Consider the following 22,789-nt stretch of genomic DNA (forward strand, 5'->3'; position numbering starts at 1 on the left):
TCGTCAGGTCCTTCAGCCTCGGACAGCGGCGATCACGCGGGCGACCTCCGCGTCAGTCAGTTCGGGGTGGATAGGCAGCGCCAGAATACGCTCAGCCAGTGATTCCGAAACCGGCAGCGCCACGCCATCGTGGTGGCTGCGATAAGCCGGCTGTTTGTGCAGCGGCAACGGATAGTAAATCGCGGATGGAACGCCCGCCGCCTTCAGCCGCCCCTGCGTTGTCGTACGTTCGTCCGAATCCTTCAGAAGGATCGAATAAATCGCCCAGGCACTCTGGCAGTCTTCCACATCAGCGGGCGGGATGACGATATCCTCCAGTCCGGCGGTGTACGCCTGAGCAATCTCATCGCGGCGAATAAGTTCTTTTTCAAAACCCTCCAGCTTCGCCAGCAGCACAGCCGCCTGAAGCGTGTCGAGACGCCCGTTCATGCCCGTCCGCAGCACCTCATAGCGTGTCTTTCCTTCACCATGTGAGCGCAGAGAGCGATAAAGCTCAGCCCGGTCGGCATCGTCGGTGAGGATCGCCCCGCCGTCGCCATAACCACCCAGCGGCTTGGACGGAAAGAATGAGAGTGTTGTCGCCACAGCCTCATGGCCGAGCTTATGCCCCTGATACGATCCGCCAAAGGCCTGAGCGCAGTCATCCATCAGGAACAGTTCATACTCCGCCGCGATCTGGCGCAGCACTTCCCATGGCGCGGGCAGACCAAAAAGATCCACACCAACAATGGCACGCGGCTTCAGTTTTCCTTCCTTGCGGACTTTTTCGATCCGCTCCCGCAGATTCACCGGATCAATCTGATACGTCTCCGGATCGACATCGACGAAAACCGGCGTCGCACCCAGCAGCAGCGGCACCTCCGCCGTGGCGGTATACGTGAAAGACGGCAGGAACACCGCGTCGCCCGGCCCGATATTTTCGGCCATCATGACAATCTGGATTGCATCCGTGCCGGATGACACGCCCACGCAATGACCGGCTCCGCCATACGTCGCGAGTTTCTCTTCCAGTTCCGTCACTTCCGGGCCGAGCACGAAGCGGCAGTGCTCCATCACCGTATCGACCCGCTGCTTCAGCTTCGCGCCAATCCGCTTCTGCTGTGCGGGAAGATCAAGGAAAGCAATCGGGGGGGCGCCGGACGTCGTGTTCATGAAACAAGTTTCTCCCTGTCCTGCGCCGCGTCTGTCACGGAAGGGCTCCGCACTTCCCCGGTCGCATTATGATCGAATTCGGGCACAAGCGCCTTAAGCGCCGCAATGGCTCCCGCCGCATTCCCGGCATGCGCCAGAACGGCGATCCGGTCCACCACGCCACCCACTTCAGCCTGATCCACCACACGAGGCGTCGCGATCAGCAGGCCTGGCGCATCCGTCGGCACCGGCGCCTCGCGTCCGTGGAACAACTCCTCAAACAGTTTCTCACCCGGACGCAGCCCCGTAAACCGGATCGCGACATCTTCATCGGGCCTCAGCCCCGCAAGACGGATCATCTGGCGGGCCAGATCGACGATTTTCACCGGCTCGCCCATGTCGAGCACGAAGATACCTCCGTCCCGCAAAAGCGCATCCGTTCCGGCGGACCGCTCCGGTTCCACGCCAGACACCCTGTCCCGCACGAAGCCCGCCGCATCCGCGCCCCGCACGCTTGCCTGAAGCACCAGCCCCACGGCCTCGGGAACGGTCATGAAATAGCGCCGCATCTCAGGATGCGTCACCGTCAGCGGACCGCCCCGCTCAAGCTGACGCCGGAACAGAGGCACGACCGAACCCGTCGATCCGAGCACATTACCGAACCGCACCGTCACGCAACGCATCTCATCCGCGCGACCGGAAGACCGGGCCGCGATGTCCAGCGCCTGGCAGTACATTTCCGCGGCCCGCTTGCTGGCTCCCATCAGACTGGACGGATTGACAGCCTTATCTGTGGAAATCACCACCATCGCCCGTGCGGCATGACGCTTTGCCGCATCCGCCACCACGCGCGTGCCGACGATATTGGTCAGAAGTCCCTCACAGGGATTCTGCTCGACAATCGGCACATGCTTGAGCGCTGCCGCATGGAACACAAGCGCAGGCCGATACAGCGCGAATACCCCGTCGATTCGCTCGATATCCCGAATATCAGCAACCACCACACTGCGCGGTACATCCGGCGCCATTTCACCCAGTTCGACATCGATCTGCCACAGCGCGAACTCGCCATGATCCAGCAGAATCAGATGCTCTGGTCTGAAACCCGCGATCTGCCGCACCAGTTCCGAGCCGATCGTCCCGCCCGCTCCTGTCACCAGAACGACCTGATCACGGATCAGACGCTCCATGCCGGCACGATCCAGCGGCACCTGTGGCCGGTTAAGAAGATCCTCGATCGCCACAGGACGAAGCTCGACACGTTCAGCCGGGGTCAGTGTTGTCAGCACCGGTGCCCGCATGACCTGAATGCCGTGCGTTTCGGCAGCCGACAGCACTCGCCCCAGTCCCTCACCCCGAAAATTCGGATCGGTAATGACCAGATTTTCCGGCAACGCGTTCCGCCGTGCCATGCCATCCAGCAGGGCTGCGATATCGGTGACATGACCAAGGATCGGGACATTATGGATGCGGCGCCCGGCCTGATGCGTTCCCTGCCCGATCAGCCCCGTCACCCGCACACCGGAGGCCGGGTTACGATCAATGGCCCGCAGAAAAATATCCGCCACCTGATCGGCCCCGACCAGAACAACCTTACGCTGCACGACACCTCGACGGTTCAGACCGTTCGTGAGGCGGTAAGCCGTTCGCAATCCACCCAGCAGAACGACAAGCGTTACTGCGTAAATGACCGGGAAGGTAGGACTCGGCAGCGGATAACCGGTCGCCAGCAGCCCCAGAGTAAACAGCGCCGCGCTCGCGGCAGAGGCGCCAGCGATCCCGAGCAGATCCGAGATTCCCGAGAAACGCCAGTATTGTTGCGGCATGCGGAACGGCACGCCGCTGACGATCAGCGTGATCGCTCCTCCGGCAAGAAACCACAACGGGTGAAGCAGCCCGTCGCGTGGCGCAGCCAGCCAGCGCGCCAGCGGCGCGGCAATGGCCGCGACACTGCCATCAAGCAGCACGTTGACCAGAATCCGATTCATGGGCCGCAGCCGGGTGCTTCTCGGCGCGACCTCCGGGCGTTGCGGGACCATCACACTGGTCCTATAGCCCAGCTAAGCGCCGGCCAGAAGAAGCCATCACCGGTTTCTTCATCCCGACCGGGATGAGTCGCGCTCCATCCCCCGGATGTCCGGCCACCAGCCGGACGCCCGACTGCTCCGGCCGATCTGCCCGCCATGTTTCACGTCTATCTCCCACTGCTCCTGCTCATCGCCGCCTACGGCACATCCGCGCTGCTGATCCGGCGGATGATCGCCATTGCCGTGCTCGACACGCCGGGCCACCGCAGCGCGCATACCAGACCGACACCAAAAGGCGGCGGCGTCGGGGTTATCGGCGCATTCCTGCTGTTTCTCGTTCCTCTGCGCGCGGTGTGCGGCCTGCCGCCGCTGACCATGGAAGCTGGCGCCCTGTGGGGAGCGGTCACATTGCTGGCGGTCGTGTCCTGGCTGGACGATGTCTATCAGTGGCCGCCGCTGATCAAACTCGCCGCGCAGAGTCTGGCGGCCCTGACCATAGCTCTGACCACTCTTCCCATCGACGGCTTCACCGGCATTCCCGGTCTGTGCGCCACCCTGGCCGGGGCGGTCTTCTGGCTGGTGTTCGTGACCAACGCGGTCAACTTCATGGACGGGTTGAACGGTCTCGTTTCCGGCGTGCTCTGCCTGTCTTTTCTCTGCCTTGCCCTGCCCTTCTGGCCCGCTGACAGCGAGGCACTCCGCCTCTCATCCGCCCTGATCGCGTTCGGACTGCTGGCTTTCCTGCCCTATAACTTCCCCCGCGCCCAAATCTTTCTCGGCGATGTCGGCAGCCAGAGCTGCGGGCTGCTCATCGGCGCGGCAGCGCTTTCGCTCGCAACACAGGGCCCGGTCGCATTCCTCCCCGATCTGCATGCCGCCCTGCTGGTTCCGTGCCTGATTGCTGGTCTGCTCTATGATGTCACGGTCACACTGATCCGCCGCGCACTCGCCGGCGAGGCAATCCTTCAGGCACATCGTGGGCATCTCTACCAGGTTGCTTACCGCGCCGGCGTGCCAATGCCTGCCGTCTCATTGGTTCACTGGAGCTTCGTCCTCTGGGGTGGCGGCATTTTCGCACTGACCGCACTCCCGGGGCAGCGCGAAGCCTCGTCTGTTACAGTCACCCTGGCGCTGGTAGCGCTGCCGCAACTGGTATGGACCGCGTTCGTGCTCCGGCGGGTGCGGCGACACCCGATCGGACGCTGGTAGACATACCACTACAGACAAACGGGCCGGAAGCATTGCTGCTTCCGGCCCGCTGAAAACATCACATTATCTGCCAGATTACCGTAACATTCCCGATAACCTTATTTCGCGGTAAAGGTCAGGCCCTGCCCACTGGCGGCGAGACGCGCGCCCTTCGCGGTGCTCTCGATTTTGATCCGCACCCCGTTCTTATTCTCCAGCACTGCCCCGCCAAGACCGTTACCCAGCGTCGCCTCACCGGACGCTGAGGCAAAAGTACCAGCGAAATCAGACGCCTTATGCAGATTATAGACCGTCCCTTTACTCGTCACTTCCGAGAACCCGACAGCAGCGATCTGCGCGCCACTTACCGAGAAATGGTAGGCCTTATGGTTAAATGTCAGCGTGGCGTCACCCCAGGTATAGCCAACGCCGAGATCAGCGGATTTTGCTGTCAGCACGATCGAACCCGACGGCGTGCCCATCGTCGCTTCCGCAGCCATGACAGGCGCCGCGAACGTCGCCATTGAAAGTGCCGCAACTGCTGCAATCGGTGCAAAACGCATAGTACTATTCCTTGTCTTCCACAAACGTAGAAAAACGGCTGACAGGCGACTCTGCCCCAGCGTCATCTGGCATTTGAACGTCATGCCTGTGTTACAGTTCCCATGCATTGCCAGAGACCTGCTCTGCGTGGCTCGCGCACAGCAGCCTGACCGGCGATATTTTACATGCGAAAAGCCATCTCCGACTGTTACGTTCGCTCAGCAATCTCAATCAAAAATGGGATATCCCGATATCCCGCAGCTTTCTGTAACGGAGCGCAGTGTTGAACAGCCCCACACACACTCCCCTTCTTTCCCGGCGGCACTGTCTGATTCTGACAGGTTCGACTCTTCTCACCAGCCACGCCGGAACTGCGATTGCCGCCGAAACGCCCCTCGTGGCTCCCATCACGCTGACCGGATCCCGTGTTGCCCTCTTCGTGGTGATCAACAACTCTGACCCACAGCTTTTCGCACTGGATACAGGCGGGGGCATCAGCCTCATCCGTAATGAACTGGCGCAGAAACTCAATCTTCGGGAAACACGACAAGCTCGCTTCTCCGCCGGCGGACATGACGGCGCACATCCGGTTTATGACGCAGATGACGTGCGGTATGGCGGCATTGTGAGGCAGCCCCATGTTTTGTTCGGAGGCATGAAAAATTTCGGCTTCGGAGATGGCATCGCCGGGTCGCTTGCCGCCGGCTTTCTCACCACACTTAGCAGCGAACTCGACTTTGAAGCGCGCGAGTGGCGCATATGGCGACACGGGGGACCAGATCGCGGCAACCGGTTCACAAAGCTGCACTCTGAAATCATGCAGGCAGGCCCGGAAGGGTGGTCGTCGTACCTTTACGCGGATGCAACGCTCAATGGGCAGCCTCTCCGCTTCCTGCTGGACACCGGATCGCCGTCAGTCGTGCGACTCAATCACAACCAGGCAGTCAGATTCGGCCTGTGGTCAGATGACCGCCCCTGGGTTCCTGTACAGAATGGCGGGCGGCTTGTCCGCGCGGACAGCCTTATCTTCGGCGACACGACATTCTCCCGACCTCTGACATTTCTGTTGCCGCCTGCAAAAAGAAATTATTCCGGCACAACAGAAAACGAAAACGGCCTGATCGGCCTGCCGACTCTCCGCTGCTTCACTCTGTCAGCAGATCCGCGCGAAGGCATCCTGTGGGTCAGACGCAATACTTTGCCACCGCCGCCAGCCCGGTACCCGATGTCAGGTCTGTGGATCGACAATCACGACGAGACGCTGACCGTCTTACAGGTCGGAACCGGGAGTCCTGCCGCACAGGCCGGCATCCGGCCGGGGGACCGCATTCTGAATACGACCTTCGCAGCGCTCCTGCCCCTGCTCCGCGGCGATCCCGGAACAATCGTCCCACTGACGATCGAAAGCGATGGCAAACGCAGAGATATCCCGCTTCAGCTTCAGTCTTATCTCTGAAAACCGGCAGTGAAACCGGATGTTTTTTCTTACTGAAAATAAGAAAACCCGCTCCGGCGAAATCGCCGGAACGGGTTTTCATGCATCAAAACTACGATCTGATCAGTTGCCTGAATTCTGACCGTTTCCGTTCTGACCATTTTCGGTGTTCTGGTCAGAATGGCGATGGTGACCACCCCGTTCGCTACGGTCGCCCTGGCCGCTCTCGCCATTCTGACCGCGTTCACCGCGCCGGTCGCTACCCTGCTCAGAGCCGCCGTTGCTGCGGTCGCTGTCGTTCTGGCCATGCTCACCATGACGATGATGATGTCCGGAAGAAGAAGATGACGAGTCATCCGCATGCGCAATAACAGGAGCAGAAACAGACAGAGCGGCGAGAAAAAGAAAAACTTTTTTCATAATTATAAACTCCAGAAACGAATCTATAAAAATGTTATACTTCTGCCACCTCTGACGACAATCACGGATCAAAGCATGGATGCCATGCTGTAATTTAATGTTACGCAACATCTCTTAATCTAATGATTGCAATGCGTAATTGATTTCCATAACATAGATTTAAAATGTAATTATTATAAATTATAAATTTTTATAAAAAATAAACGCAACTATATCTGCTTTAGTTTCAGTCGCTGTATTTATGCATCCACCGCCTCATGATCAGTCAGAATATTTCTGATTTTATGATGTGCTTCACGTAGCTATCTCCCGCCACAGTCTTCGCTGGTTCCGGAGGCTAAAGTGGCAGCATCCCCTGCACCTCTGCTGCGGCTGCGCCAGCCTTATCCTCCCGCTTCAGCCAGGAGCAGATCACCGTCACCACATAAGCCTGCTGCTCTCCGTCAAGCGGCACGCCTTTCGGAAAGCCATGCCATTTATAAAGGCAGGATCGGCAGCATGTCCCTGTTGCATGTTGCGCCACAAAAACCGGATGCCCACACCAGGGTGTCTGACGGCCATCCCGCACGGGTTTCGCCGGCGCCAGCCGTGTCGCGACGAAATCGGCGGCATGCTCCGTTACCGTCCTGAAACCACGTGTTTCCAGATAGGTGCGATCTTTCACATCAAGATGAAATTTCGCCCGGAACGATGAATGAGCCAGTCTGTCCCATAGAGAATCAGGAATCTCATCTACCCCGGCAGACACATCACGTATCGGACCTTCACTCACCGGAACACACCCCTCAGTCTCGCGGAGACCGCAACCCCGCGTCCTGGCGCACCCGTTCCATCAGCACGACGAAATCCCGACTCGCATCTCCTGCCGAGATTGCAGCAAGAAAACGATCTCTTGCAATCGACGCATAAGGCAGCGGCACCCGATAATCATGCCCCGCGGCAAGAAACATCTCCGTATCCTTCAGACCAAGCGTGACCGATGGTGCTCCCGGTTTGTCATACGCATGATCCACCATCAGCTTTCCATAATTCCGATGAACGGGCGCATCAAAGAAACTGCCCGTCATGATATCGAAAACAGTATGCGGATCAGTGCCTGATTTCTCGTTGATCGCAAAAACCTCCGCCATCTGCTCAATCGTCGACATGATCATGAAATTCAGAGATAGCTTGAGCAGATTCGCCTGCACCGGATCATCTCCGACCACAAAGACCTTCTTCCCGAAGGCCTCCAGCAAAGGCGTGATTTTTTCACAACTGTCAGCCGGTCCGGCAACCATGACAAACAGTTCGCCTGCCTCAGCTGCCGGAGGCCGGCCAAGAACATTTGCCGAAACATAAACCTGTCCATGTCTGGCATGTCCGTCGCGCAGACGACGCGCCTGATCGAGAGACAGCGTGCTGCAGCAAACATGCGCTGCGCCGGCTTTCAGTGTTGAGGCCAGACCATCCGATCCGAATGTTGCACGCTCAGTGCTGGCATCATCGAAGAGGATCGAAAACACAACATCAGCATCCACCGCGACATCCGCAGGGCTTGCCGCACGATGTGCTCCCTTTGCGACAAGATCGTCCGCCTTGCCCGCAGTCCGGTTCCAGACCGTCACGTCGTAACCCGCTTCAAGAAGACGTCTGGCCATGGGGTGCCCCATCGCGCCCAGGCCGACAAAGCCGATTTTCATTGCAGAGTCCTTCCGGTGTGGTGGCTATTCCGAAACAGGCCGCCTCAACAGCGCCACGATCCGGAGCATGACTTTGCAACACGCATATTGTGTGGAAGGTTGCATAACGCATCCTTCACTATTGGGACGCGCAGATCACCAAAAAAAAGAAAAGGGCCGCATCGGAACGATGCGACCCTCTCCTCGAACCTGTCTGAAAATCAGATTCAGGCAGCGCGACGACTTGCGCGAACCTCTTTCTCAGCCTTCTTCGGAGCACCGGCTTCGCCCATGATCGAACGAATCTCACGGAGATATGCAGCACCTTTCAGCGTGCGCTGCACCAGCACCGAGCGACGGTCCAGCGGATCAACCTTACGACGCGCCAGATCCAGTTCACCAAGACGATCCAGCGCACGCGTGATCGCAGGCTTGGACACATTCAGTTCAGCGGCGAGACCACGAACAGTGTGCCCTTCTTCCTGCAGATAGCAGGTGAGGAACACCGCCAGCTGACGGGAAGAAAGATCGGGGCCATCACGACGGACGAGCGAAACGATGGTGTCGCGCAGGACCGAAACAAGTTCGTCCGCAGTGGTATTTGTCTGTGTTTTGGTGGAAGCAGCCTTCGTCGCCGCCGTCCTGATTGATGTTGTTCTGGCCTGTGCCATAAGTCCGGTATCCTTTTTTCCCGAACACGGAAACGAAAGTCCCATGTACTGCCGGTCAAAAAACCGGCGTTTCCTGTTGAAAGCTCATATAGCCTGTCTCTGAGCGATTTAAACCCGCAGCAAATGAATAGTTGCTTTCCGGTATCGTTATTCTCACGAATTTAATAAATCAGTCAGATCAAGAGCCTGGGGCAGGAATGCAAAAATTCCCCGCAACCCAAGGATTTCGCCGCCTTCCGGCCTGCCGGGACGCGTCTGATCGTTCCAGGCATAGCTGTCGATATGAACCCAGCGCACGCCTGATCCGACAAAACGGTCAAGAAATAAAGCAGCCGTTATTGCTCCGGCAAATGGCTTAGATGAGATATTGTTAATATCCGCGACAGAACTTCGCATCCAGTCACGGTATCCATCCCAGAGCGGCAGACGCCAGAACGGATCCGAAACTGCACGTCCCGCTTCGATCAGCGCCGCCGCGACATCGTCATCGTTGCACATCAGCCCGGGAAGATCCGGCCCGAGCGCCACACGGGCTGCCCCCGTCAGCGTTGCAACATCAAGCAACAGAGACGGCTTCGCTTCACTCGCCTCCGTCAGAAGGTCCGCCATCACCAGCCGTCCTTCCGCGTCCGTATTCCCGATCTCCACGGTCAGACCATTCCGCGCCGTAACGACGTCCAGCGGACGCATCGCGCCCCCCGATACGGAGTTCTCCACGCAACCCAGCCGCATCTCAAACCGGATCGGCAGATCCTGCGCCATGATAAGACGGGCGAGCGCCAGTACTGTCGCAGCGCCGCCCATATCCTTCTTCATTCGCAACATGCCGGAAGCCGGTTTGAGATCGTAACCACCAGAGTCGAAACAAACGCCCTTGCCCACCAGGGAGAGCAGGGGTGCATTTTTTGCCGCTTTCGACCCCATCCAGCTGGCCAGCACAACACGTGGTTTTCGGTCCGATCCGTTGCCGACATGCGCCAGAAGCGGATACGCCTTCTCAAGAGCCGCGCCTCTGATCACCTTCACTTTCGCGCCAAACGGCTCCAATGTCGTCACCGCCTGGTCCGCCAGTTCCGACGGGCCGAGCAGATTCGCAGGCAGGTTGATCAGATCGCGCCCAAGCCAGATCGAACGCGCGGTCTCCACGGCAAGTGGATCGGGTGCCGGATCATACAGTGTCGCCGGAGCAGCCCCCTCTTTCCCGAGCGTAAAACGATACGCTCCGAGAGCGAAACCGAGCGTAGCCTGCCCGACGTCCACGTCCGGCGGCAACGCAAATCGCCATACACCCTGCGGAAGAGCACGCGGAAGAGAACCGAATATAAACGGCTCCCCCTGCCCCGCTTCCGGCAACCCGAGCAACGCCGCGATTCCACCATCAGCAGCCGGCACGACCACCAGTTCACCCGGTCTTGCCGCAAAGCCCGTCTTCACCGCGAACTGTGCGCCCGCGCTGCCGACCAGAGGCACAAGCGTTTTCTGATCACAGGTCCGAACGCCATGAATCACACTGACTGTGCCTTTTTTCCGCCCGATCGCAATGCATTTCAGTCCTTTCACGGCCATCGTCCTTCTCTCCGCTGCACGTCATTCATCCTGTCAGATGCAAGGCTGCGCCGGAACAGTTCGCAAGGCAACGTCTCCCCAACCATGAGACGTCAGAACCTGACTTGCATTTCCCGTGAGGCCAGCGGACGATGTATTCATGACAGGGTCCCACGCCCGCACGACCGCACCCCGTGTTATCGCGGATGCCGGAAGTGCCTACGCCCCGAACAGCCGGGATGCGGATGCTCACCTCCACGCGGTGCTGGGGCCGACGAATACCGGAAAAACGCATTACGCCATCGAACGGATGCTGGCTCATCCGTCCGGCATTATCGGCTTTCCGCTCCGGCTTCTCGCCCGCGAAAATTACGAACGCATGGTGGCGCAGAAAGGAGCCGGGCGCGTCGGCCTCATCACCGGCGAGGAAAAGATCATTCCCCCGGATGCAAAATGGTTTTCCTGCACCGTCGAAGCCATGCCGGTCGATCGCAACGTCGCCTTCCTCGCCGTTGACGAGATCCAGCTTTGCGCTGACCCGGAACGTGGCCACATTTTTACCTCCCGCCTCCTCCATGCCCGCGGCCGGGAAGAAACACTGTTCCTCGGCGCCGAAACCATTGCCCCTTTGCTCCGAAGGCTTCTCCCGGGCATCACTATCGACACCCGGCCACGTCTTTCAGCCCTGACTGCTACCGGCGCCATCCGTCTGGAAAAACTTCCTCCCCGTTCAGCCATTGTCGCGTTCTCCGCTGCCGAACTTTATGCGATCGCCGAACTGATCCGCACCCGCCGGGGTGGCTGTGCCGTCGTGATGGGCCAGATGTCCCCTCGTACGCGCAATGCTCAGGTCGCGCTTTATCAGGATCGCGAAGTCGATTACCTCGTCGCCACCGATGCGATCGGCATGGGTCTGAACATGGACATTGCTCATGTCGCCTTCGCTGGCCTCTCGAAATTCGATGGCATGCGACGTCGATCTCTCACAGCAGCGGAGGTCGCCCAGATCGCAGGCCGCGCCGGCCGTGGCACCCGCGACGGCACCTTTGGAACGACCGGCCGCTGCCCGCCAATCCCGGAAGCCATCATCGAAGCCGTCGAAACACATCAGTTCGACCCGCTGGAATGCCTCATCTGGCGCAATGATGCACTCGATTTCACCTCTCCCCGTGCCCTCCTCGCGAGCCTGTCTCTTCCTCCGCCCCTGCGTGGTCTTCGGGCCAGCGAGCCCACAAGCGACGCGCTGACCCTGGCAGCGCTGGTCGAGGAGCCACAGGTCAGAACCTTCGCGGTGGGCCGCACCCGTACCCGGCAACTCTGGGATGTCTGCCAGATCCCGGATTTCCGCAAAATCGGTGAACGCAGCCATGCCCAGCTCTGCGCCCGCGTTTTCACTCTTCTGGTCGAACAGCGTCGCCTGCCGGCAACATGGCTTGAAGAGCAGCTCCGCCACTTCGACCGTGCCGATGGCGATGTCGACACACTGATGCAGCGTCTCGCTGGTATCCGCATCTGGTCCTATATCGCCAATCGCGACAACTGGGTCACCAATGCACCGCTTTGGCAGGAGCGCACACGCGCCGTGGAAGACAAGGTCTCCGATGCGCTGCATGAACGGCTGACGGCCCGTTTCGTCGATCGCCGTTCCGCCCATCTCATCCGCCTGCTGGAAAACGAAGACAGTGCTCCTCTGCTTTCCGCCGTTCAGCATAACGGCGACGTCATCGTCGAGGGCCATTCCATCGGCCGGATGCAGGGGTTCACACTCCATATGGATCCGACCCTTCCCCAGTCCGATCGCACCACGCTGGCCCGCGCCGCCCGGCGAGCCATGCGCACAGAAATCCCCTTTCGCGTCAGCGCCTGTTGTGATGCTCCCGACACCGCATTCCGCTTTGATACAGGAACTGGCGACATAAGCTGGAAAGATGCCATCATCGCCCGACTCCGACCGGGTCGCGACATTCTGCATCCGGCGATTGAGATCCGTGGTGACGACCTGCTCGATACCAGGCAGCGGGAGCGCGTGAAAGCCCGCCTGAGTTCCGCTTTCCAGCACCTTGTCAAACGTGAACTCGCTCCTTTATTCCGCGCCGAAGCCGGAGCTGTCGCCGATTGCAGTGCCCGCGGTCTGATCCATCAACTCATGGAAGGCGCCGGACAGACTCCTCAGGGAACCATGTCTCCTGGCAGGCTGCTGGCCCGTCTCGGCGTGCGGATCGCGCTCGGGCAACTTTACCTTCCCTCTCTGCTCAAACCCGGACCGGCAAAAATGCGGCTGCTGCTGCTTGCCGTCGCGCAGGATATCCCGCCTCCTGTTCTTCCTCACCCCGGCGCGGTCTCCGTTCCCGCCGGGTCGTTTCCCTCCCCGCTACTCTTTCACCTCGGCTGGATACCCTGTGGACCGGTTCTGTTAAGGATCGATATGGCAGACCGGTTGTCCACCGAGCTCACCATTCGGGCACGACACACTGACACAGCTTTGCGCGCCGACTTCGCCCCCTGGCTCGGAGTTCGGACAAAGGATATTCCCGCAGTCCTGAAGGCTCTCGGCTTCCGAGTCACGATACCTCCGCCATTGCCCTCCGAAGTTTACGGGCCATCACCTGCCTGGATGCTCACACGCATCCGGTCCCGAAAGCCGCGCCGCAAGGATGCCACCATCTCTGTCAGAGAGTACTGCCCGGACAGTCCATTTGCTGCTCTCGCAACGCTCATCCCGATCAATCAGCCCCAGTGAGGCTTTGTGTTCCCGGCCTCCTGGCCTGCTCACGCTAAAGCGCCCTGACGCTTCAGGGCGTGCAAGACCATTATGCATACCCCCCGACACAGCTCTCCGGAAAAGCTGTTGTACCATCAACCAATCGGAACGCAGGGCGTGCTGGTTCTTCTTGCCGGGTTCCAAGGAAGCTCGCTTCTCTGCTCTCAGCAAAACCTTATTTCAAAATCGCACCTCCCACTTCTCCAGGATCATCGACGACCAGCCGATCAGTCTGACACATGAAGAACAGGCAATCCGGATAGCTCCTGCTTGCACTCCGCTGACTTTTGGCGCCAACCTGAATACAGCGGCAGACTACGACAGACGTGTCCATCAGAACTTCGACGTGATGACTTGCTTCATCCCGAAAACGCACGCATATCTGCGCGCCTGGTAATGCGCAAAGGGTCAGCCGATCCGCGCAATTTCAATTTCGACTCCCAGTCGAACTTCTGATGATCGGAGATGCCGATGACCTACGTGGTCACTGAAAACTGCATTCGCTGCAAGTTCATGGATTGCGTGGAAGTCTGCCCGGTGGACTGCTTCTACGCTGGCGAGAATTTCCTCGTCATTAACCCTGACGAGTGCATCGACTGCGGCGTCTGTGAGCCGGAATGCCCTGCCGAGGCCATCTTCCCGGACAGTGACGATCGCGCCGCCGCCTGGGCAGAAATCAACGCGAAGTATTCGACATCCTGGCCCAATATTACCCGCAAGGGCACACAGCCGGCCGATGCCGAAGAGTGGAAAGATAAGCCCGGCAAGAAAGAGCTTCTTTCCAGTGAGCCCCACAAAGACTAATCCGGCAACGTCCGGATTCTCTTCGTTCTGCACTAAGAGCATTCAGAGCACTGGCACCCGGAAACGATCACAGACTCCGTCACCCCTGTTCATTAAAATAAACAGGTTTCCAAAGACGTGCTTTTGACGTGGAACAGAGCACGCTTTGTCCCACGTCAAAGCGTGTAAACCAGTGCTTACGAAGTAGCGTCCTGAAATCCGGCAACGGTAACAGGTCTTTGCAGGTCGTTTTGTTTTTCAGCAGAAATTCAAAGAGCAAAGTCCGGGGCTCTTTGACAGGGTCTTATACCAGTGACTGTGAAGGCTGACCTGTGGATGACGGCATCCCGGGCTCGGCCCGAATCCCGTCCGACAGGGACCAACAGGCCCCTGCACCCCCGTTTGTTCCTGATAAAAACAGCGAGCCTTTCCGGGGGTAGGCCAGAGCCTCGCCGGGTTACACACAGATCACCCTCCGGTATTACAGCGTCCAGATGCTACGGGAACTCAAAGCCCTACGCGGCTCAGGTTGCGCAATTTTACTCCGTTCAGCGAACAGCACAAAAAAAGCCCCGGCAAGGACATTGTCCTGACCGGGGCTTTTCCGTTCGGAAAGGCTGCCTGAACAGCCTAACTGAAACGTATCAGCGCGACATCATATGTTCGGCCGTGTTCGTCATGATGAACATCGTACCTATAATAAAGATCGCAACAAACATGAGGGTGAAGAAGAACACGTTATTGTTCCACTTCGCCTCAGCCGTCGTGTTCATGTGCAGGAAGAAGATCAGGTGAACAACCACCTGGATCGCTGCCAGCACGGAGATCGCCATAAGCGTCCCCGAAGGAGAGAGGCTATGTCCCATCACGATCATGAAGGACGCAGCCGTCAGAATTACAGCGAGAACAAAGCCAATAGCATAGGCACCTGCACCGCCGTGTCCTGACTCAGAATGGGCTGAATGGTCATTACTCATCAGATCATGCTCGCCAGATAGACATAGGTGAACACGCAGATCCACACGATGTCGAGGAAATGCCAGAACAGGCTCAGCATTGTGAGCTTGTTCATCATGCGCTCAGAAATCGCGGTTGTGCCAGCGAGCTGGACAATCAGCGTCACGATCCAGATCAGACCGCAGCTGACATGCAGACCGTGCGTGGACACCAGCGTGAAGAACGCTGAGAGAAACGCGCTGCGGTCAGGGCCTGCGCCCTCAGCGATCATATGAGCGAATTCCTTGAGTTCGAGGAATACGAACCCAAGACCCAGCAGGAAGGTCACGGCCAGCCACATCATGACTGATTTGATCTCACCCTTGTGGGCAGCGATCATGCCGAAACCATAGGTGATGCTCGAGATCAGGAGGAGCGCTGTTTCCATCGCGAGCCCTGAAAGCTCAAACAACTCCTTACCGGTCGGTCCACCATTGAACTGGTTATGGAGGACTGCAAAGACGGCGAACAGCGATCCGAAGATGATGCAGTCCGTCATCAGGTAAACCCAGAACCCGAACACCGTGGGTAACTCGTGGTGTTCGTGCTCCGAGTGCGCGTCAGCGAATGTTGTGTCGTGCGCCATTACTCAGCCGCCTGTGCCATAAGTTTGCGGGAGTGCTCATTCTCGATCCGCGCAACCTCTTCTGCAGGGATGTAGTAATCGACGTCGTGGTTCGCACTGCGTGCGATCACGGTCGCGAAAACTCCCACCAGGGCAATCGCGGCGAGCCACCAGATGTACCAGATCGCGGCAAATCCGAGCACAAAGCTGAAGGCACCGATGAAGAACCCGGCAGCCGTGTTCTTCGGCATATGGATCGGCTCATAAGGCCCACCCGCATGACGTGTGTCGATGCCATTTTCCTTGTCATGCATGAACGCATCGAGTTCATGAATGTGCGGGATGATCGCGAAGTTGTATGGCGGCGGAGGCGACGAAGTCGACCACTCGAGTGAACGCGCGTTCCACGGATCACCGGTAACGTCCACATTCTCAGCCAGATTACGGTCACGGATCGACACATAGATCTGAATGAGCTGACAGGCGATACCGAAGAAGATCAGGACAGCGCCGACTTCGGCAACCAGCATCCACGGATACCAGGCCGGGTTGTCATAGTGGTTCATACGACGGGTCATACCGTCGAAGCCAAGAACATAAAGCGGCATGAAGGCGACGTAGAAGCCAACAAACCAGCACCAGAAAGCGCGCTTGCCCCATGCTTCATTGAACTTGAAACCCAGAGCCTTTGGAGCCCAGAAGTTCATGCCACACACATAACCGAAGTAAACACCGCCAATGATAACGTTATGGAAGTGAGCAATAAGGAACAGGCTGTTATGAAGGACGAAGTCAGCGGCCGGGATCGCCATCATCACGCCGGTCATGCCGCCGATCGAGAAGGTGATCATGAAGCCGATTGCCCAGTACATCGTAGCGTGAAACTCCACACGCCCCTTGTACATCGTGAACATCCAGTTGAAGAGCTTAACACCCGTCGGAATTGAGATGACCATTGTCATGATGCCGAAGAAGGCATTGACGTCAGCACCCGCACCCATCGTGAAGAAGTGGTGCACCCAGACGAGGAACGAAAGCACCATGATCGCGCAGGTTGCGTAGACCATCGTGGCGTAACCAAAGAGCGGCTTCTCGGAGAATGTCGGGACGACTTCCGAGAACACACCAAACGCCGGAATGATGAGGATGTAGACTTCCGGATGACCCCAGGCCCAGATCAGGTCCAGGTAGAGCATCTGGTTGCCACCACCATCATTGGTGAAGAAGTGCATGCCAAAGTAGCGGTCAAGACCAAGAAGCGCCACTGCAACGGTCAGAACCGGGAAGGCCACCATGATGAGAACGCAGGCGCAAAGAGCTGTCCAGCAGAAGACGGGCAGCTTCATCCAGGTCATGCCAGGAGCGCGCATCTTAACGATCGTGACGAAGAAGTTCACACCCGTCAGCAGGGTGCCCACACCGGAGAGCTGCACTGCCCAGATGTAGTAATCCACACCAACACCAGGGCTGAACTGAGTTTCAGACAGTGGCGGATAGGCCAGCCAGCCGCACTGCGAGAACTCACCGACGAACAGGGAGAGGTTGATCAGCGCGAACGCGACCGTCGTCATCCAGAAGCTCAGGTTGTTCAGGAACGGGAAGGCAACGTCACGTGCACCGATCTGAAGCGGCACAATGAGGTTGAACAGCGCCGTCATGATCACCATAGCCATGAAGAAGATCATGATCGTTCCGTGGGCGGAGAAGATCTGATCGTAGTGATGCGGCGGCAGGTAACCGGGATTGCCCGCATAGGCCAGCGCAAGCTGGGTACGCATCATGATCGCGTCAGCAAAGCCGCGTGCAAGTGCGAGCAGCCCGACGACGACATACATGATCGCCAGACGTTTATGATCGACAGACGTGAACCACTCTTTCCAGAGATAGCCCCATTTACCGTAATAGGTGATCAGGCCGAGGACCGTGATACCAATAATCGCGACCCCGAGGAATGTACCGACAAGGATCGGCACATCCACCGGAATATCCGCGAATGATAATCTCCCTAGCATTTGATCCTACTCCTTCATGTTCATGTCGGACATTGCGGACTGAACCTGGATCATCTTGCCCGTGCTTTTGTCCATGACCATGCCGTTATTGTACTTCGCGACGATCGTATCGAAGAGATTGCCTTCAACATGCGAGAAGTATTTAACCGGCTCAGCTTCGCTCGGAGCGGCAAGCCTGGCATATGTCTGACCATCAAGCTGATCAGAAGAGGAACGCACTTTCTCAACCCAGGCATCATACTGATCCTTAGGCATCGCAAGCGTGCGGAACTTCATATCCGAGAAACCACGACCACTGTAGTTCGCTGATTCACCAAGATAATCACCAGGTTCGGTAGCCATCAGATGAAGCTGCGTCTGCATGCCGGCCATCGCGTAAATCATCGAACCAAGACGCGGAATAAAGAACGAATTCATCACCGCATCGGACGTGATCACGAAGTGAACGGGCTGGTTCACCGGAATTGCAAGCTGATTGACAGTCGCAATACCTTCATCCGGGTAGATGAAGAGCCATTTCCAGTCCAGCGCCACCACTTCGACGTTAAGCGGCTTTGTCTGAGCTTCCTCGTCAAGCGGACGATACGGATCCAGAGAATGACACGTCTGATAAGTGATCACCGCCAGGAACAGGATGATGAGCGTCGGGATACCCCAGATCGCAACTTCGATCTTGTTCGAGTGGCTCCACTTCGGAAGATATTCGGCTTCCGTGTTGGAGGCCCGGTACTTCCAGGCAAAATAACACACCAAAATGATTGTCGGGACAACCACAATGAGCATGGCGACCGTTGATTCAACGATCAGGTGTCTGATTTGGTCTCCCACCGGCCCTTTAGGATCAAGGGTGTCAAGCTGACATCCCGCCAGTGGAAGCACCGAAGCAAGGCCGGCCAGTCTGGCCACCCCCTTCAGGTACTTAGTTCTCATCGTACGTCCCTCGGTTCTGACATACTCTAAAGCCTCGCAAAAACAGGCCCCGCTCTCACAGCACGCTCATCTCGCCTTTCGGACACATGCCCATCCGGCCAGGCAATCGCGCTGCATTACGGCGATTCAATAATCCCACAAGCTTGTTACCACAATCCGTGAAACAAAGCTTGATCACCCGATCTCCCCTTATCCGCCTGACCGGAAGCTGCGGACAAGTGTTCACGGTATATTTCAATTTATTTCAAAAACATCGGCCAACACGCGTTCGTGCTCGTAATCATGGGCTTTTTGTTTCCTGCGGAAGATCACGCGCAGATTATAATCAGCCATCTTCTTAATGCATAAGTCTTATTTTTTAGCTTTGCCATGCACTCCGCGCGATGGCGGCACGCGTAAATCCAGACAAAGCACATCATCCGGTTCCCGACCGGACATAAAAAAACCCGACCCTTTTCAGGGGCCGGGCTTCAGAGTCGGATGAGCCGACTCCTGTTTAGCGTGACACAGACACTTAGTTATTATTGTTACGCGTACCCATGAACTGAAGAAGGAACTGAAACAGGTTGATGAAATTCAGATAGAGGCTAAGTGCGTCGTAAACGGAGCGCTTAGCTGCCTGATCCGGACCTTCATAATAAGCAAACTGCGGATACGTTGCACGGATGCGTTGCGTATCAAATGCGGTCAGCCCCGTGAACAACACCACACCGACCACACTATAAACAAAGTACAGTGCCGGACTGTGGAGGAAAATGTTCACCACGCCCGCAATCACAAGCCCAATCAGCCCCATCATCAAAAAAGACTGAAAACGCATCAGGTTTGCACCGGTCGTGTAAGCCCACAGAGATGTCGCACCGAAGGTAATTGCCGTCACAAGAAACACGCGCGCAACCGAGACACCTGTATAAAGCAGCAGGATACTCGCCATGCTCGCGCCCATGACGCCGCAAAACAACCAGAACAGACCCTGCACCGCAGAGCGCGACAGACGGTTAACCCCGAAAGACATCACCATGACAAAGCCAAGCGGGGCAATCATAGCCAGCCAGCCAAGCCCTGTCGGTGCAACACCGCGTTCCGTCATATGAAAGAAGAGCGCCCCGACGGATGTATTGGCGATGACATACGCAACCAACGCTGTAAGCAGAAGGCCGGATGCCATCCAGTTATAGACGCGGAGCATGTATGTCCGAAGGCCAGCGTCCACCTCGGCTGACGGTACACCAGTGGCAGAAGGCGACGAACGGAAGTCGCTGAATGACATGATTCTTCCTCTTACTTTCCCGGCAAAACCGGCATGCTTACTGATATGCGCATAGCAGACAAGCAATTCAAGTCCAGGATTTCTAACCCGTTTCCGCGCCGCATCATAATTAAAGGTGAGTCATCCGCCTCACATACCGACTCCCTTTCAAGCGTCGGATCGGCGCCGGGTTCACCCCGGCAGGCACCGTCCGTGATCACCTTTCTGTGAGGAAACCCCTCCCATAACGCTCAGAAACAGCCCCGAGACCAGATATGAGGTCAGTCATGGTCGAACAGCACGAAACAACATGAAACAGACCGTGCGACCATGATCGAATTCGCTGTGTATTCATGCGGACATGGCAGTAGAGAGCGGGACATACGCCAAATTCCTCTCCGCAGCCCATCTTGCTGACAGAGGCGGGGAACACACCACAGACTGTCCATGACAGGCATCGTCACAGGCGAAAGCTGCTTACCTGTTCTGAAAAGCCCCTACGGCTGACGCATAGGCCGTCCCCACATGACACGATTGACATGATCAGTTCATGTGGGCTGACTGACCCGCAACGGTAATTCCGCATTGATTTGCCGATTGAAGCTGCAATCAGTGATTTGTCGAGGACGTAAGACATGATCCGCCCCGCATCCGCCAAGAGGACTTCCCTGCTTGGCATTCTCGCGGCAGGAACCTTCCTTGCTGCAGCCCTGGGCCAGCCCGCTGGCTCGGCCCGCGCCGCCGGCGCTTCCGGTGACACTGGTGAACAGATCATCCACGCGGACGATCATCCCGAAAACTGGCTCACTTATGGCCGAACCTATTCCGAACAGCGTTACAGCCCGCTCGATAAGATCAACCGCGAAAATGTCGGCCAGCTGAAACTGGCCTGGATCAACGAACTGGACACCAACCGCGGTCAGGAGGGTACCCCTCTGATCGTGGACGGGGTTATGTACGCGTCTACCAACTGGTCCAAAGTCCGGGCTCTGAAGGCTGATACCGGTGCGCTGCTCTGGGCGTTCGACCCGAAAGTTCCTGGCAACATTGCCGATAAAGGCTGCTGCGACACGGCCAACCGCGGCGTTGCTTACTGGAACGGCAAAGTCTATGTCGGCACTTTTGATGGTCGCCTGATCGCACTGGACGCAAAAACCGGTAAGCAGATCTGGAGCGTCAATACGATTCCGCAGGAAGCTGCCCTCGGTAAACAGCGCTCTTATACGATCGATATCGCACCCCGTGTTGCCAAGGGCCGCGTCATTATCGGCAACGGCGGCTCCGAGTTTGGTGCGCGAGGGTTTATCTCTGCCTTTGATGCCGAAACCGGTAAGCTGGACTGGCGCTTCTTTACAGTGCCGAACAACAAGAATGAGCCGGATCACGCTGCCTCTGACAGCATTCTGATGAACAAGGCTTATAAAACATGGAGCCCGACAGGCGCCTGGACCCAGCAGGGCGGCGGCGGCACAGTATGGGATTCTCTCATTTACGATCCTGTCACTGACCTGATTTACATCGGCGTCGGCAACGGTTCGCCATGGAACTACAAATATCGTTCAGACGGCAAAGGGAACAATCTGTTCCTTGGCAGCATTGTCGCCGTGAAACCGGAAACCGGCGAGTATGTCTGGCACTTCCAGGCAACGTCGATGGATCAGTGGGATTACACCTCGGTCCAGCAGATCATGACGCTTGATCTGCCGATCAACGGTGAAACCCGTCACGTTGTCGTTCACGCACCGAAGAACGGTTTCTTCTACATGCTTGACGCGAAAACCGGGCAGTTCATCAAGGGCAACAACTACACCTATGAGAACTGGGCCTACGGCCTGGACCCGAAGACAGGTCGCCCGATCTACAATCCGGAAGCGCTCTGGACGCTTAACGGCAAGGAATGGTACGGCATTCCCGGCGCACTCGGCGCCCATAACTTCATGTCCATGGCCTACAGTCCCAAAACCGGGCTCGTGTATCTTCCTGTCCACCAGATCCCCTTTGTTTACAAGAATCAGGCGGGCGGCTTCAAGGCGCATCCGGATTCATGGAATCTCGGTCTCGACATGGTTAAAGTCGGTCTGCCGGACACACCGGAAGCCCGCACCGCTTACCTGAAGGACCTGAAAGGCTGGCTTGTCGCCTGGGATCCGGTCAACATGAAAGCGGTCTGGAAGGTCGATCATAAAGGTCCGTGGAATGGCGGTATCCTTGCCACTGGTGGCGATCTACTGTTCCAGGGACTGGCGACCGGAGAATTCCACGCCTACGATGCGACCAACGGCAATGATCTGTTCAACTTCAATATGAAGAGCGGCGTCATTGCTCCGCCAGTAACCTATACAGTCAACGGCAAGCAGTTTGTCGCGGTTGAAGTCGGCTGGGGTGGTATTTTCCCGATTTCGGCAGGCGGCATGTCCCGCGCTTCCGGCTGGACCGTCAATCATTCTTACATCGCAGCCTTCTCACTTGATGGTAAGGCCAGCCTTCCGCCGATGAATGAGATTGGCTTCCTGCCCGTGAAGCCACCTGCGCAGTACGATACGAAGGTCGTCGACAAAGGCTACTTCGAATACGAGACCTACTGCCAGACCTGTCACGGCGACGGCGCGGAAAGCGGCGGCGTGCTGCCTGATCTGCGGTGGTCGGGTGCTATCCGGCATCAGGACGCGTTCTACAATGTCGTGGGTCGCGGTGCTCTGACCGCTTATGGCATGGACCGCTTCGATACTTCCATGAAGCCTGATGAAATTGAGTCTATCCGGCAGTTCATCATCAAGCGTGCCAATGAAACCTATCAGCGCGAAGTCGATGCCCGGAGGAACGATAAGAATGTTCCGGACAGCCCGACTCTCGGCATTACTCAGTAAGTGGC

19 protein-coding genes are annotated in these 22,789 nt (G+C 57.5%); 5 read left to right on the plus strand and 14 right to left on the minus strand.

Features of this window, described 5'->3' with window-relative positions:
• Positions 1–12 precede the first annotated feature (12 nt).
• From GOB85_RS02990 to GOB85_RS03000, 3 genes are read right to left on the minus strand one after another with little or no spacing between them, the layout of a single operon-like run.
• The gene (locus GOB85_RS02990; RefSeq protein ID WP_173576142.1) at positions 13–1,152 is read right to left on the minus strand and encodes a DegT/DnrJ/EryC1/StrS family aminotransferase; all 1,140 of its coding nucleotides are present in this window, start codon (positions 1,150–1,152) and stop codon (positions 13–15) included.
• A complete protein-coding gene (locus GOB85_RS02995; RefSeq protein ID WP_173576143.1) occupies positions 1,149–3,170 on the minus strand; it encodes a polysaccharide biosynthesis protein in 2,022 nt (673 codons plus the stop codon). Before GOB85_RS02995 ends, GOB85_RS02990 begins: the two co-directional genes overlap by 4 nt.
• Entirely contained in the window at positions 3,170–3,316 is a 147-nt protein-coding gene (locus GOB85_RS03000) for a hypothetical protein (RefSeq protein WP_173576144.1), read from the minus strand. The genes GOB85_RS02995 and GOB85_RS03000 overlap by 1 nt, the downstream gene beginning before the upstream one ends.
• Here GOB85_RS03000 and GOB85_RS03005 point away from each other — a divergent pair.
• The gene (locus tag GOB85_RS03005; protein ID WP_173576145.1) at positions 3,315–4,367 is read left to right on the plus strand and encodes an MraY family glycosyltransferase; all 1,053 of its coding nucleotides are present in this window, start codon (positions 3,315–3,317) and stop codon (positions 4,365–4,367) included. The genes GOB85_RS03000 and GOB85_RS03005 overlap by 2 nt on opposite strands.
• A 98-nt stretch (positions 4,368–4,465) precedes the next feature.
• Here GOB85_RS03005 and GOB85_RS03010 read toward each other — a convergent pair whose 3' ends face one another.
• Positions 4,466–4,909: a hypothetical protein gene (locus tag GOB85_RS03010; RefSeq protein WP_173576146.1), complete on the minus strand. Its 444-nt coding sequence runs from the start codon at positions 4,907–4,909 to the stop codon at positions 4,466–4,468.
• 263 nt (positions 4,910–5,172) lie between these two features.
• On the opposite strand from GOB85_RS03010, the gene GOB85_RS03015 reads away from it, so the two are divergent.
• Positions 5,173–6,345: a PDZ domain-containing protein gene (locus GOB85_RS03015; RefSeq protein ID WP_173576147.1), complete on the plus strand. Its 1,173-nt coding sequence runs from the start codon at positions 5,173–5,175 to the stop codon at positions 6,343–6,345.
• A gap of 102 nt (positions 6,346–6,447) precedes the next feature.
• Here the strand turns inward: GOB85_RS03015 and GOB85_RS03020 are convergent, their stop codons facing one another.
• The 5 genes from GOB85_RS03020 to GOB85_RS03040 form a co-directional block, all read right to left on the minus strand.
• Positions 6,448–6,744, minus strand: a complete 297-nt coding sequence (locus GOB85_RS03020; protein WP_173576148.1) for a hypothetical protein — start codon at positions 6,742–6,744, stop codon at positions 6,448–6,450.
• 337 nt (positions 6,745–7,081) lie between these two features.
• Complete coding sequence (locus tag GOB85_RS03025) at positions 7,082–7,516, minus strand: DUF4186 family protein (protein ID WP_173576149.1); 435 nt, start codon at positions 7,514–7,516, stop codon at positions 7,082–7,084.
• 13 nt (positions 7,517–7,529) lie between these two features.
• Complete coding sequence (locus GOB85_RS03030; RefSeq protein ID WP_173576150.1) at positions 7,530–8,426, minus strand: NAD(P)-dependent oxidoreductase; 897 nt, start codon at positions 8,424–8,426, stop codon at positions 7,530–7,532.
• A gap of 206 nt (positions 8,427–8,632) precedes the next feature.
• Positions 8,633–9,076, minus strand: a complete 444-nt coding sequence (locus GOB85_RS03035; RefSeq protein ID WP_173576151.1) for a MarR family transcriptional regulator — start codon at positions 9,074–9,076, stop codon at positions 8,633–8,635.
• 153 nt (positions 9,077–9,229) lie between these two features.
• Positions 9,230–10,642 (minus strand): leucyl aminopeptidase family protein, encoded by a 1,413-nt coding sequence (locus tag GOB85_RS03040; protein ID WP_173576152.1) that lies wholly within the window; start codon positions 10,640–10,642, stop codon positions 9,230–9,232.
• Positions 10,643–10,781: 139 nt separating this feature from the next.
• Here GOB85_RS03040 and GOB85_RS03045 point away from each other — a divergent pair, with 139 nt between their 5' ends.
• Together GOB85_RS03045 and fdxA are read left to right on the plus strand one after the other, a co-directional pair.
• Positions 10,782–13,361, plus strand: a complete 2,580-nt coding sequence (locus GOB85_RS03045; RefSeq protein ID WP_173576153.1) for a helicase-related protein — start codon at positions 10,782–10,784, stop codon at positions 13,359–13,361.
• 492 nt (positions 13,362–13,853) lie between these two features.
• On the plus strand, positions 13,854–14,186 hold the full coding sequence (gene fdxA / locus GOB85_RS03050; RefSeq protein WP_173576154.1) for a ferredoxin FdxA: 333 nt from the start codon (positions 13,854–13,856) through the stop codon (positions 14,184–14,186).
• A gap of 623 nt (positions 14,187–14,809) precedes the next feature.
• On the opposite strand, the gene cyoD is transcribed toward fdxA, so the two are convergent.
• The 5 genes from cyoD to GOB85_RS03075 form a co-directional block, all read right to left on the minus strand.
• On the minus strand, positions 14,810–15,142 hold the full coding sequence (gene cyoD / locus GOB85_RS03055) for a cytochrome o ubiquinol oxidase subunit IV (RefSeq protein WP_173576155.1): 333 nt from the start codon (positions 15,140–15,142) through the stop codon (positions 14,810–14,812).
• A complete protein-coding gene (gene cyoC / locus GOB85_RS03060; RefSeq protein WP_173576156.1) occupies positions 15,142–15,747 on the minus strand; it encodes a cytochrome o ubiquinol oxidase subunit III in 606 nt (201 codons plus the stop codon). The genes cyoD and cyoC overlap by 1 nt, the downstream gene beginning before the upstream one ends.
• Entirely contained in the window at positions 15,747–17,738 is a 1,992-nt protein-coding gene (gene cyoB / locus GOB85_RS03065) for a cytochrome o ubiquinol oxidase subunit I (RefSeq protein WP_173576157.1), read from the minus strand. The genes cyoC and cyoB overlap by 1 nt, the downstream gene beginning before the upstream one ends.
• A 6-nt stretch (positions 17,739–17,744) precedes the next feature.
• Positions 17,745–18,668, minus strand: a complete 924-nt coding sequence (gene cyoA, locus GOB85_RS03070; RefSeq protein ID WP_173576158.1) for a ubiquinol oxidase subunit II — start codon at positions 18,666–18,668, stop codon at positions 17,745–17,747.
• Positions 18,669–19,182: 514 nt separating this feature from the next.
• Positions 19,183–19,938 carry a Bax inhibitor-1/YccA family protein gene (locus GOB85_RS03075; protein WP_173576159.1) on the minus strand — a complete coding sequence of 252 codons (756 nt, stop codon included), beginning with the start codon at positions 19,936–19,938 and terminating at the stop codon, positions 19,183–19,185.
• Between the two features lie 614 nt (positions 19,939–20,552).
• On the opposite strand from GOB85_RS03075, the gene GOB85_RS03080 reads away from it, so the two are divergent.
• Positions 20,553–22,784: a PQQ-dependent dehydrogenase, methanol/ethanol family gene (locus GOB85_RS03080; RefSeq protein WP_173576160.1), complete on the plus strand. Its 2,232-nt coding sequence runs from the start codon at positions 20,553–20,555 to the stop codon at positions 22,782–22,784.
• The last annotated feature ends 5 nt before the right edge of the window (positions 22,785–22,789 follow it).

This window comes from Acetobacter fallax (assembly GCF_011516735.1).
Classification (GTDB): domain Bacteria; phylum Pseudomonadota; class Alphaproteobacteria; order Acetobacterales; family Acetobacteraceae; genus Acetobacter; species Acetobacter fallax.

Bases quoted from the DNA above. Each gene is read 5' to 3' on its own strand.
- GOB85_RS03010 (WP_173576146.1), bottom strand. From the start codon at position 4,909: ATGCGTTTTGCACCGATTGCAGCAGTTGCGGCACTTTCAATGGCGACG.
- GOB85_RS03040 (WP_173576152.1), bottom strand. From the start codon at position 10,642: ATGGCCGTGAAAGGACTGAAATGCATTGCGATCGGGCGGAAAAAAGGC.
- cyoC (WP_173576156.1), bottom strand. From the start codon at position 15,747: ATGGCGCACGACACAACATTCGCTGACGCGCACTCGGAGCACGAACAC.
- GOB85_RS03005 (WP_173576145.1), top strand. From the start codon at position 3,315: ATGTTTCACGTCTATCTCCCACTGCTCCTGCTCATCGCCGCCTACGGC.
- GOB85_RS03020 (WP_173576148.1), bottom strand. From the start codon at position 6,744: ATGAAAAAAGTTTTTCTTTTTCTCGCCGCTCTGTCTGTTTCTGCTCCT.
- cyoD (WP_173576155.1), bottom strand. From the start codon at position 15,142: ATGAGTAATGACCATTCAGCCCATTCTGAGTCAGGACACGGCGGTGCA.
- GOB85_RS03030 (WP_173576150.1), bottom strand. From the start codon at position 8,426: ATGAAAATCGGCTTTGTCGGCCTGGGCGCGATGGGGCACCCCATGGCC.
- GOB85_RS03075 (WP_173576159.1), bottom strand. From the start codon at position 19,938: ATGTCATTCAGCGACTTCCGTTCGTCGCCTTCTGCCACTGGTGTACCG.
- GOB85_RS03000 (WP_173576144.1), bottom strand. From the start codon at position 3,316: ATGGCGGGCAGATCGGCCGGAGCAGTCGGGCGTCCGGCTGGTGGCCGG.
- fdxA (WP_173576154.1), top strand. From the start codon at position 13,854: ATGACCTACGTGGTCACTGAAAACTGCATTCGCTGCAAGTTCATGGAT.
- cyoA (WP_173576158.1), bottom strand. From the start codon at position 18,668: ATGAGAACTAAGTACCTGAAGGGGGTGGCCAGACTGGCCGGCCTTGCT.
- GOB85_RS02990 (WP_173576142.1), bottom strand. From the start codon at position 1,152: ATGAACACGACGTCCGGCGCCCCCCCGATTGCTTTCCTTGATCTTCCC.
- GOB85_RS03035 (WP_173576151.1), bottom strand. From the start codon at position 9,076: ATGGCACAGGCCAGAACAACATCAATCAGGACGGCGGCGACGAAGGCT.
- GOB85_RS03045 (WP_173576153.1), top strand. From the start codon at position 10,782: ATGACAGGGTCCCACGCCCGCACGACCGCACCCCGTGTTATCGCGGAT.
- GOB85_RS02995 (WP_173576143.1), bottom strand. From the start codon at position 3,170: ATGGTCCCGCAACGCCCGGAGGTCGCGCCGAGAAGCACCCGGCTGCGG.
- cyoB (WP_173576157.1), bottom strand. From the start codon at position 17,738: ATGCTAGGGAGATTATCATTCGCGGATATTCCGGTGGATGTGCCGATC.
- GOB85_RS03080 (WP_173576160.1), top strand. From the start codon at position 20,553: ATGATCCGCCCCGCATCCGCCAAGAGGACTTCCCTGCTTGGCATTCTC.